Source organism: Tidjanibacter massiliensis, from assembly GCF_900104605.1.
Lineage (GTDB): Bacteria > Bacteroidota > Bacteroidia > Bacteroidales > Rikenellaceae > Tidjanibacter > Tidjanibacter inops.
The window spans coordinates 718,740-732,675 of record NZ_LT629960.1; the positions used below are offsets into that span (position 1 = coordinate 718,740).

Annotated in this window: 10 protein-coding genes; 3 read left to right on the forward strand and 7 right to left on the reverse strand. The window is 54.7% G+C overall.

Going from position 1 to position 13,936, the window contains the following annotated elements:
* The 6 genes from BQ5361_RS04125 to BQ5361_RS04150 all read right to left on the reverse strand — a co-directional run bounded on the left by BQ5361_RS04125 (position 1) and on the right by BQ5361_RS04150 (position 8,141).
* Positions 1-1,215, reverse strand: coding sequence for a M16 family metallopeptidase (locus BQ5361_RS04125; protein ID WP_035473288.1), 1,215 nt, complete (start codon positions 1,213-1,215; stop codon positions 1-3).
* Positions 1,215-4,034 carry an excinuclease ABC subunit UvrA gene (uvrA, locus tag BQ5361_RS04130; protein ID WP_035473290.1) on the reverse strand — a complete coding sequence of 940 codons (2,820 nt, stop codon included), beginning with the start codon at positions 4,032-4,034 and terminating at the stop codon, positions 1,215-1,217. The genes BQ5361_RS04125 and uvrA overlap by 1 nt, the downstream gene beginning before the upstream one ends.
* 7 nt (positions 4,035-4,041) lie before the next feature.
* Complete coding sequence (locus BQ5361_RS04135) at positions 4,042-4,653, reverse strand: IMPACT family protein (RefSeq protein WP_035473293.1); 612 nt, start codon at positions 4,651-4,653, stop codon at positions 4,042-4,044.
* Positions 4,654-4,668: 15 nt separating this feature from the next.
* Entirely contained in the window at positions 4,669-6,054 is a 1,386-nt protein-coding gene (locus tag BQ5361_RS04140) for a S26 family signal peptidase (protein ID WP_035473296.1), read from the reverse strand.
* A 45-nt stretch (positions 6,055-6,099) separates the two neighbouring features.
* Positions 6,100-6,825: a 4-hydroxy-tetrahydrodipicolinate reductase gene (dapB, locus tag BQ5361_RS04145; protein WP_035473298.1), complete on the reverse strand. Its 726-nt coding sequence runs from the start codon at positions 6,823-6,825 to the stop codon at positions 6,100-6,102.
* Between the two features lie 119 nt (positions 6,826-6,944).
* A complete protein-coding gene (locus BQ5361_RS04150) occupies positions 6,945-8,141 on the reverse strand; it encodes a hypothetical protein (RefSeq protein WP_035473380.1) in 1,197 nt (398 codons plus the stop codon).
* Positions 8,142-8,448: 307 nt separating this feature from the next.
* On the opposite strand from BQ5361_RS04150, the gene truA reads away from it, so the two are divergent.
* Positions 8,449-9,219, forward strand: coding sequence for a tRNA pseudouridine(38-40) synthase TruA (gene truA, locus BQ5361_RS04155; protein WP_035473300.1), 771 nt, complete (start codon positions 8,449-8,451; stop codon positions 9,217-9,219).
* 100 nt (positions 9,220-9,319) lie between these two features.
* On the opposite strand, the gene BQ5361_RS04160 is transcribed toward truA, so the two are convergent.
* Positions 9,320-11,062 (reverse strand): phospho-sugar mutase, encoded by a 1,743-nt coding sequence (locus BQ5361_RS04160; protein WP_035473303.1) that lies wholly within the window; start codon positions 11,060-11,062, stop codon positions 9,320-9,322.
* A gap of 225 nt (positions 11,063-11,287) precedes the next feature.
* On the opposite strand from BQ5361_RS04160, the gene dnaA reads away from it, so the two are divergent.
* Entirely contained in the window at positions 11,288-12,712 is a 1,425-nt protein-coding gene (gene dnaA, locus BQ5361_RS04165; RefSeq protein WP_035473305.1) for a chromosomal replication initiator protein DnaA, read from the forward strand.
* A gap of 165 nt (positions 12,713-12,877) precedes the next feature.
* Positions 12,878-13,903: a recombinase RecA gene (gene recA / locus BQ5361_RS04170; RefSeq protein ID WP_022063592.1), complete on the forward strand. Its 1,026-nt coding sequence runs from the start codon at positions 12,878-12,880 to the stop codon at positions 13,901-13,903.
* Positions 13,904-13,936: the final 33 nt, after the last annotated feature.

Consider the following 13,936-nt stretch of genomic DNA (forward strand, 5'->3'; position numbering starts at 1 on the left):
CTACTTGTAAATCAGGGCCGACATGCCCGTAAATATCTCTTCCGCTACCGTCCGGAGCGTCTCCCCGTCGAGCGCCTCTATCTTCTCCTTCGCCTCCCCGAAACCGTCCACATCTCCGAATACGAGATAGCTTTTGGCCGCCCCCAGCATATACGATTCGTTGTTTTCGGCAGAAATGGCGAGCTGTCCGAGGAATTGTCTTTTGGCGACCGAAAGACGGCGCGGAGAGAGGACATGCTCTGCCAACTCACCCAATTGCCTGTCCATCAACTCTATGCACCGGGAGGCATTCTCCTTCTCACAGCTGAAGTAGATGGAGGCGACACCCGAGTCGGTAAAGGGCGTATAGGTGGCTTCCACCGAATAGGAAAGCGCGTTTTTTTCCCGAAGCAGCACATTCAGCAGCGAATTGGCAGACGGGCCGCCGAGGGTATTCATCAGCAACATCAGCGGCAGGCGTCTGTCGTCCTTCAGGTCGTAGGCACGCTTGCCCTTCATACAGTGTACCTGATGGGTGCCGCGGCCGACAGAGTGACAGAACGGTTCCGGGGCAGGATGTACCGTCCGGCCGAATGCCCGCTGGCTCGCCGGTATGCCTCCGAACCAGCGGTCGGCCACTGTCCGAAAAGCCTTTTCGGAGAGGTTGCCGATAAGCGAAAAGACCATCTGGTCGGTCGTATAGGTTCGGGCGACGAACCGCCGGATATCTTCACTGTGCATCCGGCGCAGCGTAGCCTTACTGCCGAGAATGTTGTGTCCGAGCGACGAACCGTCGAAAATCCGGTCCTCAAATTCGTCGTATATACGGTCGGTCGGAGAATCCTTGTAGAGATTTATCTCATCGAAAATCACGTTCTTCTCCTTCTCTACCTCATGTTCCGGAAAAGTAGAGCGGAAAACGATGTCGGCTATCAGTTCCACCGCCTTGGCGTAGTCGCCTCGCAGGGTAGTGGCATGCACCACGGTCTCTTCCTTGGTCGTATAGGCGTTGAGTTCTCCACCCATGTTCTCCAGCCGACAATTCACTTGCCAGGCTTTCCGCCGCTGCGTCCCCTTGAACAGCGTGTGTTCTACAAGATGGGCCATGCCGTATTCGCCGGGCAGCTCGTCGCGGCTGCCGGTATTTACGGTCAGGGCACAATGTACCACCGCCGATTTGACCTGTTTGAGGATGCATCTGATGCCGTTGGGCAAGGTATATGTGATGAATTCCATCAGTCGTTTCGGTTTTGGGCCCGTAAAGAGAGATATTGTCCGGTATGGCTCTCCGGACACTCCGCAAGGTCGGCCGGAGTTCCTGCAAACACCAGGCGTCCACCCCCTTCGCCCGCTTCCGGGCCGAGGTCTATCACCCAGTCGGCACACCGGATGACATCCATGTTGTGCTCCACAACCACAATGGTATGTCCCTTTTCGATGAGAGCATTGAAGGCCGCGAGGAGCTTGTTGATGTCGTGAAAATGGAGTCCGGTCGTCGGTTCGTCGAACACGAACAGGGTACTCTCCGAAGCATTGTCCTTCATCAGAAAAGTAGCCAGTTTCACCCGCTGTATCTCTCCTCCGGAGAGGGTGGAGGTGGATTGGCCGAGCTTGATATACCCCAGCCCCACATCCTGCAGCGTTTTCAGTATCTCCAGCACTTTCCTGTTCGCGGCATTGCCGCCGTCCAGCGCAAAAAACTCCATCGCCTCGTCCACCGTCATCTCCAGCACATCGTATATCGACCGGCCATGATACTTGACCTCCAATACGTTGTCATTGAAGCGTTTGCCTCCGCAGTACTCACATTTGAGCTCGATGTCGGCCATAAACTGCATACCTACCACCACGAAACCGTCACCCTGACACTCTTCGCACCGGCCGCCGGGCCGGTTGAACGAAAAATAGGAGGGCGTCATGCCGTTGTTCACGGCATAGGGCTGGTCGGCGAATATCTTGCGAATGTAGTCGTAGGCCTTGGTATAGGTGACGGGATTGGAACGCTGCGACTTTCCAATCGGATTTTGGTCTATCATCTCGATGGATTTCAACATGCCGACGTCGCCGGCCAGCCCTTCAAAACTACCCGGTTTCACACCCGTTTCAAACAGTTTGCGCCGGACAGCCGGATAGAGTATCCCCTTGACGAGAGACGATTTGCCGCTGCCGCTCACCCCGGTAACACAGGTCATCACACCGAGCGGTATCTTCACGTCTATCCCTTTGAGATTGTTCTCTCTCGCACCCTTTATTTCAATGCAGTTGCTCCAGCCGCGCGGAGAGGTCGGAGGATGTATGGCGCGTTTGCCTGTCAGGTAATCCGCCGTCAGGCTGCCTTCCGCCTTTTCAAGCTGTTCGAACGAACCGTTGAATACCACCTGTCCGCCGTTGTAACCCGCTTCCGGGCCGATGTCGATGATGCGGTCGGCAGCACGGATTATCTCCTCCTCGTGTTCGACGACGATTACCGTATTGCCCAAATCGCGGAGTTGCCTAAGAACCTTAATGAGCCGCGCCGTATCGCGCGGATGGAGACCGATACTCGGTTCGTCGAGAATATAGAGCGAGCCGGTCAGGTTGCTACCGAGCGACGTGGCGAGATTGATGCGCTGGCTCTCGCCTCCGGAAAGGGTGGAGGAGAGACGGTCGAGCGTCAGATATCCCAACCCCACATCGGAGAGGTAAGCCAGCCGGTTGCGTATTTCGACCAAGACGCGCGAAGCCGTCTGTGCGTCGTGTTCGTCCAGGACGAGACTGCCGAAAAATTCCATGAGGCTGTCCACGCTCATGGCCACAAGCTCTGCGATGTTCTTGCCGCCTACTTTGACGTAAAGTGCCTCCTTACGGAGCCTGCTCCCGCCGCATTCATGGCAAAGCGTCTTGCCCGTATATCTGGAGAGCAATACCCGATACTGTATCTTGTAGCGTTCGCTTTCGAGGTATGCGAAGAAATCGTTCAGCCCTTTGAAATAGCGGTTTCCCGTCCACAGCAACTGTTTCTGCTCTCTGGTGAGTTCGTAGTAGGGCCTGTGTATCGGAAAATCAAACTTGTGGGCAGAAGCCACCAACTGCTCTTTCCACCACTTCATGGTATCGCCGCGCCAGGCGGCTATCGCGTCGTCGTAGATGCTTCTGGTCTTGTCGGGCACGACGAGCTCTTCGTCGATTCCGATAACCTTGCCATACCCTTCGCAAACCGGGCAGGCCCCTATCGGATTGTTGAACGAAAACATATGCTCGGTCGGAACTTCGAAAGTCATCCCGTCGGCCTCAAAACGGGTAGAGAAGATCTCCGCCCGGTCGCCGTCCTCCTCCTGCACGACTATCTTGCAGCTCCCGCCGCCGTAACTCAGCGCCTGTGCGACCGAATCGCCCAGCCTGCTCTTCGTCTCCTCGTCATCGCGGACCTTGACACGGTCCACCACGATGTCGAACTCCCCGGTCTGTTCAATTCCCGGCCGGGAGATATACTCTTCGACAGGGATGGCAGCACCGTCGGCATAAATGCGCTGGATACCCTCCTTGACGAGCAGGGTAAGCCGTTCTACGGCACCCTGACCTGCTGCGGGCCGGACGGTGGCACAGATGAGTACACGTCGGCCGGTCTGTCCGACGATGTAGGAGACGATATCCTGTACCTGATAACACCTCACCTCCCGACCTGTGACGGGAGAGTAGGTCCGCCCTATACGGGCGAAAAGCAGTTTCAGGTAGTCGTATATCTCGGTAGACGTACCGACCGTCGAACGGGGATTGCGCGTATTAACTTTCTGCTCTATCGCAATCGCGGGAGCGATGCCGCTTATCGAATCTACATCGGGTTTGTCGATACGGCCGAGAAACTGGCGGGCATAGGCGGAAAGGCTCTCGACATACCTGCGCTGCCCTTCGGCGAACAGGGTATCGAAAGCCAGCGTGGATTTACCGGAACCTGAAAGCCCTGTGACGACCACCAGCCGGTTATGGGGAATTTCGAGGCTGATATTCTTCAAATTATGTACCCTAGCCCCCTTTATGTAAATGGAATCGTGTTTTTCCGCGTCGTTCTTCTGCATCTGTTCCTTATCCCTTCCTTTTCACATCGGCCCCTTCCACATTCCCCAGTTTCGCCTCCAATGCAGCGGCACGACTCCGGCGTATGGCCAGCGTCATGGTACACAGGTTATCGAAATGCTGGGAAACGATACGGGGCTGTTCCTCCTTGACGGTCTTCATCACATCGTTCATACATACATACGGGAAAGCGACCGTGAATATTGTATCCACCGTTTTCTCCACGATTTTCGCTGCGGCAAGCGCCCCGGCAGCCGATTCCCGATAGGCGTTGATAAGCCCCGGCACGCCTAGTTTCGTCCCGCCGAAGTAACGCACCACGACAATCAGGCAGTCGGTCACCCCCGCGGACAGCATCTGTCCCAATATCGGCCGGCCGGCCGTTCCGGAGGGTTCGCCGTCATCGTTCGCCCGGTACACGCCCCCGTCCGCACCGAGACGATAGGCATAGCAGTGATGGGTGGCATCGTAATACCGCTTGCGCAGCCCCTCGACAAGCTCCATGGCCTCCTCGGGCGAAGAAACGGGATAGGCATAAGCGAAAAACTTGCTGCTGCGCTCCTTGAATTGCGCCTCGGCAGGAGCATCTATCGTCCGGTAAAGGTCTTCACCATCCGCCATAACTGCTGTAAAACTTTATTTCGGATGGCTGAATATTCTGTTCCAGCGTATTTTGCCTGGGAAACTCTTGTCTTTATCGGCAGACCATCCGATAAACACCGGTTTGCCCACCACATGGTCTTCGGGAACGAATCCCCAAAAACGGGAGTCGGCGGAATTATGCCGGTTGTCGCCCATCATGAAGTAGTAATCCATGGCGAATGTATAGGAGTCGGCCGGAGCACCGTTGATATAAATCTCCCCGTCACGCACTTCGAGGTCGTTGCCCTCGTAATTCCTGATTATCCTCCGGTAAAGGGGCAGGTTCTCCGTCGTAAGGGCAACGGTAGCCCCTTGCTTCGGAATCCACAGCGGGCCGAAATTGTCCTCATTCCAGTCGAAACGGTCGTCGTTAGGGAATATCCAGTAGCCCGTGCCGCTCGATTCGTACCGCTCTATCGAAACGATATTGGACATGCCGCGAAGCTGCTCCACATTGGCATCGGTCAGGGGAAGCAGATAGGTATGTACGCTCTGGTCATACAGAATGTCGTCTTTCGCTATGCCGAGTTCGTCGAAAGTCCGCCGGCTGATGGGATTGCCTGCGGTACGCACGTAATAGTTGTATTGACGCCCTGGAGCATCCCGGTGTCGTACGCCGTTGACATAAAGGTCTCCGTGTACGACCGCTACGGTATCGCCCGGCAGACCGACGCAGCGCTTCACGTAGTGTTCGCGCTTGTCGGCGGGGTGGGAGATGACCGTATACTGCCGCTCGAGCAGTTCCCGCCCGCGCCGCTCGCCGTAAGTGAGCTGGAATTCGCGCAGCACATCGTAATAGGTGACATTGGGATTCTCCATGAGTACAGTATCGCCAGCGGGAAAATTAAACACCACGATGTCGTCGCGCTGCACGCTGCCGCATCCAGCCAAGCGCTTATAGGGCCGCTTCACTGCTTCCGAATAGGACTTTTTCGTCTGCGAAAATGGCATTCTGTTATGCACCAACGGAAACGACAGGGGAGTCATGGGCATCCGCGGCCCGTAAGCCACTTTGCTGACACAGAGATAATCGCCCACCAGCAGCGTCTTTTCCATCGAGGAGGTGGGTATCCGGTACATCTGGAAGATATAGGTATGGATGAGCGATGCCGCGATAACAGCGAACACAATGGCCTCTATCCAGCTCCAAGTTTCACGGTAGGCCTTGTTGGTCGCCTTGCGCTCCTGATGTTTTTTGCCGAAAAGGAACCTCGACAGATATTTCGTAATGTAGATGTCGAATATGACGGGCAGTCCGAGAAGCATCCAAGGATTGCGCGACCATATCACGAGCCACAAAATATAAATTACCGATACGATGGTAAATTTGGTCCATCGATTCCGGAAAAACGTACGCACCTTACTCCAAAATTCCTTCATTGTTCTGTCGTTCTGTCTATTCTATACAGTTATCTCGATTATCTCTTAATGAATAATGCTACCGAGCATGTCGTCCATGGTCAGCACCCCCTTGTGTCCGGCAGCGAACTCCGCCGCCATCACCGCACCCACGGCGAATCCGCGGCGCCCCTTGGCCTCATGGCACAGCGTGATGGTATCCGCCACTGAATCGTATATCACCTCGTGGATACCGGCGACATCGCCTTCACGCACGGAAACGATACCCAGCGCGGAGGGGCAGTCCGTTTCATGGTTCACCCACGCTTCGGTCCAGCCGATGTTACGCAGAATACCCTCGGCCAGCGTGACAGCCGTTCCGCTCGGCGCATCCTTTTTTCTTGTGTGATGCACCTCGCGCATCGACACCGCGTACTCCGGGAACCGGTCCATGATGCGGGCTAGATACTCGCTGACGCGGAAAAGGATATTTACACCGATACTGAAATTGGACGACCAAAAGAACGTACCGTCCAGCTCTTCGCACAGCTTTTCCGCCTCCTCCCGGCGTTCGTTCCATCCTGTCGTACCGCACACTACAGGCACTCCCGCCCGGAGACAGGTCTCGACATTGCCGAATGCCGTAGCGGGAGTGGTGAACTCGATGGCGACATCGGCCTGCGCCAAACGCTCCGTTGCAAGTTTCGCCTCTTCCCCCGCATCCACCGTAAAAAGTACCGTATGGCCCCGGTCGATAAGCACACGTTCTATCTCGTGCCCCATCGTGCCGTATCCTATGATGACTGTTTTCATGCCTTCTTATCGAGTTCCGGAAAAGACCGGTATTGTGCAAAGGTACTCAAAACGTCCCGATGCACAGCATATCCAAACGGTATTTTTCCTACCGTCCGGCAACATCACGGTTCTCTCCGCTATTCGGCTACGGAAAGAACGTCGGGCGTATAGGTACGCAAAGCGAGTTTTTTCACCCATACGACGAAAATACCCGTGAGAATCAGGTTCAGTACAAGCGTCAGCACTGAAATGACCAGCGCCGGTCCGCCGAGATTGTAACCGATGGCGATAAAAATGACGCCGGCCCCCACCTCTCCGCGAGTGAACATGCCGATGGAGAGTGCCAGGCGTTCGCTCCATTTCCGGTCGCGGTAGAAAAACATGGGCACCAGCTTGCCGATATTGGACAAAAAAGATACGGCGACGACATGGAGGGCGATGACACCCCAGGACATCATGGGCTGCGAACCAGTTACGGAAGCGGCACCCGCAGCCGACGATGTATCGAGCCCGATGAACAGCGGCATGCTGAGTCCGACGAGAAACATGAACATGAACGAGATACCGGACGAGGCAGCGCGTTCGCGGGGGGAATCCATATGGCGGGTCTTCATGACCATACCGAGTACGAAGGCCGGCAGCAGCACCTCGATATGGATACTCCCTTGTTCGCCGTAAAAATGTTTGGAGACCAAATAAATCACCTGGGTTATTCCGAAAACTGCAACCGAATAGAGGAGGATGGCCCACCACTCCTGCCGCAGGTTATAGGCATTCAGCTTTTTCCATCCGAGCCACAGGAGCAGGAACACGATAAGCATGACCGCAAACAACTGCCATCGAAGGCCTATCATCATGATTTGCAGTGGAATCATCAGCAGAATGGTATCCAAATCATCGAAAATGGCCAACACCTGAATCTTCCTGTACATCCAGCTCTGCTTGAGATTCAGCGCCGCCAGCATGGTGAACAGGATACCAGCGGAAGTGGGAGCGGCAAAACGGCTGAGCAACAGGTTCTCCTTCCATGCGCCGGCATCGCCCCAATACCCCGGAGGCAGCAGAACGAAGACATAGTAGAGTGCGATGAGCAGCCACGGAACGGCAGCCGTCGCCATGGCGATAAAATAATCCGCCGCATAGGAGCGCCAGCGGGTTTTATCTATCTCAAATTCCCGCCCCACATTTATCATGATGAACGACAGGCAGACATAGAGGAGGGTAGTGGAGATGTTCCGGAAAGCGGCATACCCTTCGCCGAGCAAACCGGGCAACATTTGAGAGGCCGCAAGGCCGAGAATCAGGAGCAGGGAAAAAGTAAGGACTTTTTTCATCGGCAGTATCGGAATAATCAGCAGTCGGCACCGTCGGTTAATGTCGGCCATATCAAAGGGTACCGCCCGAAATTTTTTTGCAAAAGTAACATATAATCCCTGAATACTCCGCCTCTCAGGTTACAAAAAAGCGACCGGCCGCTGCGAAATCCTCCCGTCCCGCCACAGGCACGGGGACACCCGGCAAAACCGGAGCGGACACTTCATCCGCACACTACTGTATCCTACCGGCGGTTCCGGCAATTTTATGGCTGCCTCCGCACGCGATATGCGTACCGGTGCCTATCTTTGTGCTAAAACAAGACGCATGCGCTACTTCATGAACCTATCCTATAAGGGGACGAATTATCACGGCTGGCAGATACAGCGGAATGCTCCCTCCGTCCAGGCGGAACTCGAACGCGCCCTGTCCACCGTCCTGCGTCTCCCCACGCCGGTGACGGGTGCGGGACGGACGGACACGGGCGTACATGCCCGCGACTATACGGCCCATTTCGACGCCGCTCCCGTCGCGGAGGCGGAAGCGCTCCGCTACCAATTGAATGCGATGCTGCCGGACGACATCGCCGTCCACCGCATCCGCCGCGTCCGGGACGATGCGCATGCCCGTTTCGATGCCGCCGAACGGGAATATACCTATTACATGCGCAGCGAGAAAGACCCCTTCAGCCGCGAAACATCGTGGCAGTATCGCGGCGCTCTGGACACCGCCGCCATGAACGAAGCCGCCGCGCATCTGCTCGCATTCGACGACTTCACGACCTTCGCCAAACTCAACTCCGCCAACAAGACCAACATCTGCAAAGTCACATATGCCCGATGGAGGCAGGAGGGAACGGAACTCATCTTCACCATCCGCGCCAACCGCTTCCTGCGCAATATGGTCAGGGCCATTACGGGCACACTGGTGGGAGTAGGCCGGGGCAAAATGACGCCGGACGAATTCCGCAGCATCATCGCCGCCCGTGACCTTTCGCGGGCGGGCTCCTCCGCCCCGGCACAGGGACTTTTCCTGACCGCCGTCCGTTATCCGGAGGAGATTTTTCTCGACAGCGACACACCATCCCATCTTCCGTAAAGCAAACCCCTTATACCGGAAAGTATGCTTCCGAAAATGCCGGCAGGGGAAAAGAAACTCCTCCTTTTCCCCTGCCGCATCCATCAAACCGAACTTTTCCCTATTCCAACCGAAGGTCTTTCTTTATCCTTTCGAGCTTCGCATCGAGTTCGCTGCCGACGGCATCATACCGGTCGATGGCATCGAGCGGTTCCCGAACGCTGAAATAATACTTTATCTTGGGTTCCGTCCCGGAAGGACGCACGGAGACCATGCTTCGGTCGGCCGTAATAAATTGCAGGACGTCGCTCTTTTCCATATCAATCGGGGTTACCTTGCCTGTCGTCAGGTCGCGACTCTCTCCTGTCAGATAATCTCTGATGACTGCGACGGAAGAACCGGCGATGACCTTAGGCGGCGCAGTACGCCAATCGACCATCATACGATGTATCTCCTCCTGGCCCTCCTGGCCCTTGCGCACTATCGACACCAACCCTTCTTTATAGAAGCCGTATTTTACATAAAGCTCCTTAATTAACTGATAAAGCGTCGTTCCGATACTCTTGGCCCAGGCCGCAGCCTCCGCAGCCAGCGCACACGAGCTGACGCCGTCCTTGTCCCGCACGAAATCCTCAGGCAGGTACCCGAAGCTCTCCTCGCCGCCGCCGATATACTTCTCTCCGAGCGGCTCCTGCCGACGGATGATGCCTGCAATATACTTGAACCCGGTCAGGCAGTCGAATACCTTCACCCCGAAACTTCGAGCCACTTCGGCAACCATCTCGGAGGTCACAATGGTCTTCACGACGAACTGGTGTCCGTCGAGTCTTCCCGTCTCGCTCCAGCGGCGGCAAATATAATAGGTAAGCAGGACGCAGGTCTGATTGCCGTTCAGCAATACGTAATTTCCTTCCTCGTCCGGTACCGCGATACCGATGCGGTCGGCATCGGGGTCGGTGGCGAGAACGATATCGGCCCTCTCCCGCATCCCTTGTTCGATGGCCATACGCATCGTCGTACGCTCCTCCGGGTTGGGAGATTCCACCGTCGGGAAGTTGCCGTCAATCACCATCTGCTCCGCGACGGTACTCACGTCGGTAAAGCCGAACTCACGCAGTGCTTGAGGCACCAGCCTGTAACCACATCCGTGAATGGGTGTATAGACTATCTTCATATCCCGGTTGGCGGCCACCGCCTCCGGCGACAGAGAGAGCGATTTGATGCGCTGGAGATACACCCGGTCGAAAGCCTCGTCCAGTATGGTAATGTTCTCCGGATGCAGGCCGGATTTTATCCGGTCGATGTCGGTAATCGCCGCGACCTCGGCGATAATATTCCGGTCGTGAGGCGCGACCACCTGCGAACCGTCCGTCCAGTAAGCCTTATAACCGTTGTATTCGCGGGGATTGTGCGACGCGGTCACCATCACGCCGCTTTTGCAGCCGAGCTCCCGGATAGCGAAGCTGAGCTCCGGAGTAGGACGGAGCGAGTCGAACAGGAATACCCTGAAACCATTCGATGCGAAGATGTCGGCCACGCGTTCGGCGAACTCGCGGCTGTGGTTGCGACAGTCGTGACTGACAGCCACCTTTATCTCCTCTCCGGCAAATGTCTTGGCGAGGTAATTGGCAAGCCCCTGCGTGGCCATGCCTACCGTGTAGACATTCATCCGGTTCGTTCCCACACCCATGATGCCGCGCAGACCTCCTGTACCAAATTCCAAATCTCTGTAAAAACTTTCGGTAAGCTCCTTTTGATTATTGTCAATCAGATGCTTGACTTGCCTTTTAGTCGCTTCGTCAAAATCCCCTGCAAGCCATTTTTCGGCCCGCAGCAGCACTTGTTCGTCTGCTTTCATACCCATAATCGTCATTGATTTTATTTATGATTCGTATGCCGCTCAATGATATTTTCTATATACAAAATTAGGCGTTTTTTTAGAATTTCTCGCTATCAAACCTTTAAATCCGCCCCCTCCGAGAACCCCCATTTTTCTATAAAAATTAAATCTGAAAACGCAACATGGGGTACGGTTTTTTTAAACATTTTTATAACACACTTTTGTACTCGGAAAAACCACCCCGCACTTATGGTTATCAACAATCCGACATACAGCGATATGTGGCAGAACTGCTTGTCCCGTATCCGGGAGAAGACCTCCCAGGAGGAGTTCATCAAGTGGTTCAAGCCCATCGTGCCGGTCAACTTCGACGGCACCACGCTGCAGTTGCGGGTACCCAACGAAGCGTACGTCTATCACATAGAGAAACACTACATCCCGTTCCTCCGCCCGATAATCTACCAGACTTTCGGACAGAAGACCAAACTCCGCTATTCGATACCCAACCACGAACATCACACACAGCAACCGGCCGCCTATCCGCAGGAAGCAAATACTACGCCGATTTCAAAATATGTGGAACAGACCGATACGGCAAATATAAAAAATCCGTTCGTCATACCGGGTATAAAGAGGATAGTCATCGACTCGCAGCTCAACCCCAACTACACGTTCGATACATTCATCGAAGGCGACTGCAACCGGCTGGCCCGTTCGGCGGGAATGTCCATAGCGGTCAATCCGGGCAGTACGGCCTACAATCCGCTGTACGTATTCGGCGACTCCGGGTTAGGTAAAACGCATGTAGCCCAAGCGATAGGAATGGAGATAAAACAGCGCCACCCGAATCTGCAGGTGCTCTACGTCTCCATGAACAAATTCCAGGCACAATACACATCGGCCGTTCTGAACAAGGAGGTGAACGATTTCATCCACTTCTACCAGATGATAGACGTGCTGATAATCGACGACATACAGGAGCTCTCCGGCAACAAGGAGAGTACGCAGAACGCCTTTTTCAACATTTTCAACCACCTGCAGCTATCCGGCAAGCAGCTTATCCTTACATCGGATAAACGGCCGGTCGAGTTGAAAGACATCAACGACCGGCTACTCACCCGCTTCCGCTGGGGGCTGGCTGCAGAGTTGCTGCCGCCCGATTTCGACACCAAGGTCAAAATCATCAAACACAAGGCGGCCCGGCTCAATGCGGATATTCCGGATGAAGTCATCCATTTTTTCGCCGAGAATATCAATGCCAATATCCGGGAGATAGAGGGTGCCCTCTCTTCACTGGTCGCCAACGCGACATTCCTCGGCAGGAAGATAACCATCACGCTGGCCAAAGAAATTTTGAAAGTGTATGTCAAATTCAACCAAAAGGAGATAACGATAGAACACATCCGTAATATCGTGTGCGACCACCTGAAGATAGACCAGGCGGTTTTCGATTCGACCAAACGCACGCGTGAAGTAGCACAGGCCCGCCAGATAGCCATGTACCTCTGCAAACAGCACACGAAGGCCCCCTTGACAACCATCGGTGCGGCGATAGGCGGCAAGAACCACGCAACGGTGTTGCATGCGTGCAAAACCGTCTCCAACCTCATAGAGACCGACAAAGCCTTCAATCAAATGATAGAGGAGATAGAACGCAAGGTGCTGGCCAAATAATACGGCACCTTGTCTTTTAACGCGGCCGGAACAGCGATGTTTCCGGCCTTATCGCTTCATTATTGATATATTTTTCGTACTTTTACCTTTATTAACAACCATTCCGAACCGACAGGGTGGAAAACTTGAAATAAAACGAGTTAATATTTTGATAAGAAAACAAATATGGCAGAAAAAAAAGAAGTGAGCGCAGACAAGCTGAAAGTACTCAATGCAGTGCTCGACAAAATAGAGAAGGATTTCGGCAAAGGAGCCGTTATGAGAATGAGCAGCGACAAGGTCGAGGAGGTGGCCGTTATCCCCTCCGGTTCGATTACGCTGGATATGGCCCTCGGAGTGGGAGGCTATCCCAAAGGCCGAGTCGTGGAGATATTCGGCCCCGAATCGTCGGGTAAGACGACCCTGGCGCTGCACGCCATAGCAGAAGCCCAGAAAGCGGGCGGACTGGCTGCCTTCATCGATGCCGAACACGCTTTCGACAGAAGCTATGCCCAGGCGCTCGGAGTAGACGTGGACAATCTGTTGATTTCCCAGCCGGACAACGGCGAACAGGCATTGGAGATAGCCGACAGCCTTATCCGTTCCAGCGCGATAGATATCATCGTAATAGACTCAGTAGCGGCCCTGACACCCAAAGCGGAGATAGAGGGCGACATGGGAGAATCCAAAATGGGACTCCAGGCCCGGTTGATGTCGCAGGCACTCCGAAAACTGACCGCGAGCATCAGCAAGACCAAAACGGTCTGCATCTTCATCAACCAGCTCCGCGACAAGATAGGCGTGGTATATGGCAATCCGGAAACGACCACCGGCGGCAATGCACTGAAATTCTATGCCAGTGTCCGCATCGATATCCGCAAAGCCTCCAGCATCAAGGACGGTGAAGAGCAGCTCGGTGCAAGAGCCAAAGTCAAAGTCGTCAAGAACAAGGTGGCTCCGCCTTTCCGCCGCGCCGAATTCGACATCATGTACGGCGAAGGTATCTCCAAAGTAGGGGAGATAGTAGACCTCGGCGTTGATTTCGACGTAATCAAAAAAAGCGGTTCGTGGTATTCTTACGGCGACAGGCGACTCGCACAGGGCCGTGACGCCGTCAAGGATTTGCTGACGGCCGACGAACCGTTGATGGAAGAAATCGAGGGCAAAGTGCGCGAAGCCATGAAAGAAGCACGCAACGCCCCGAAGAAATAGGTTGCCGCCTCCGGCAAACGCCCCATGCGTTCC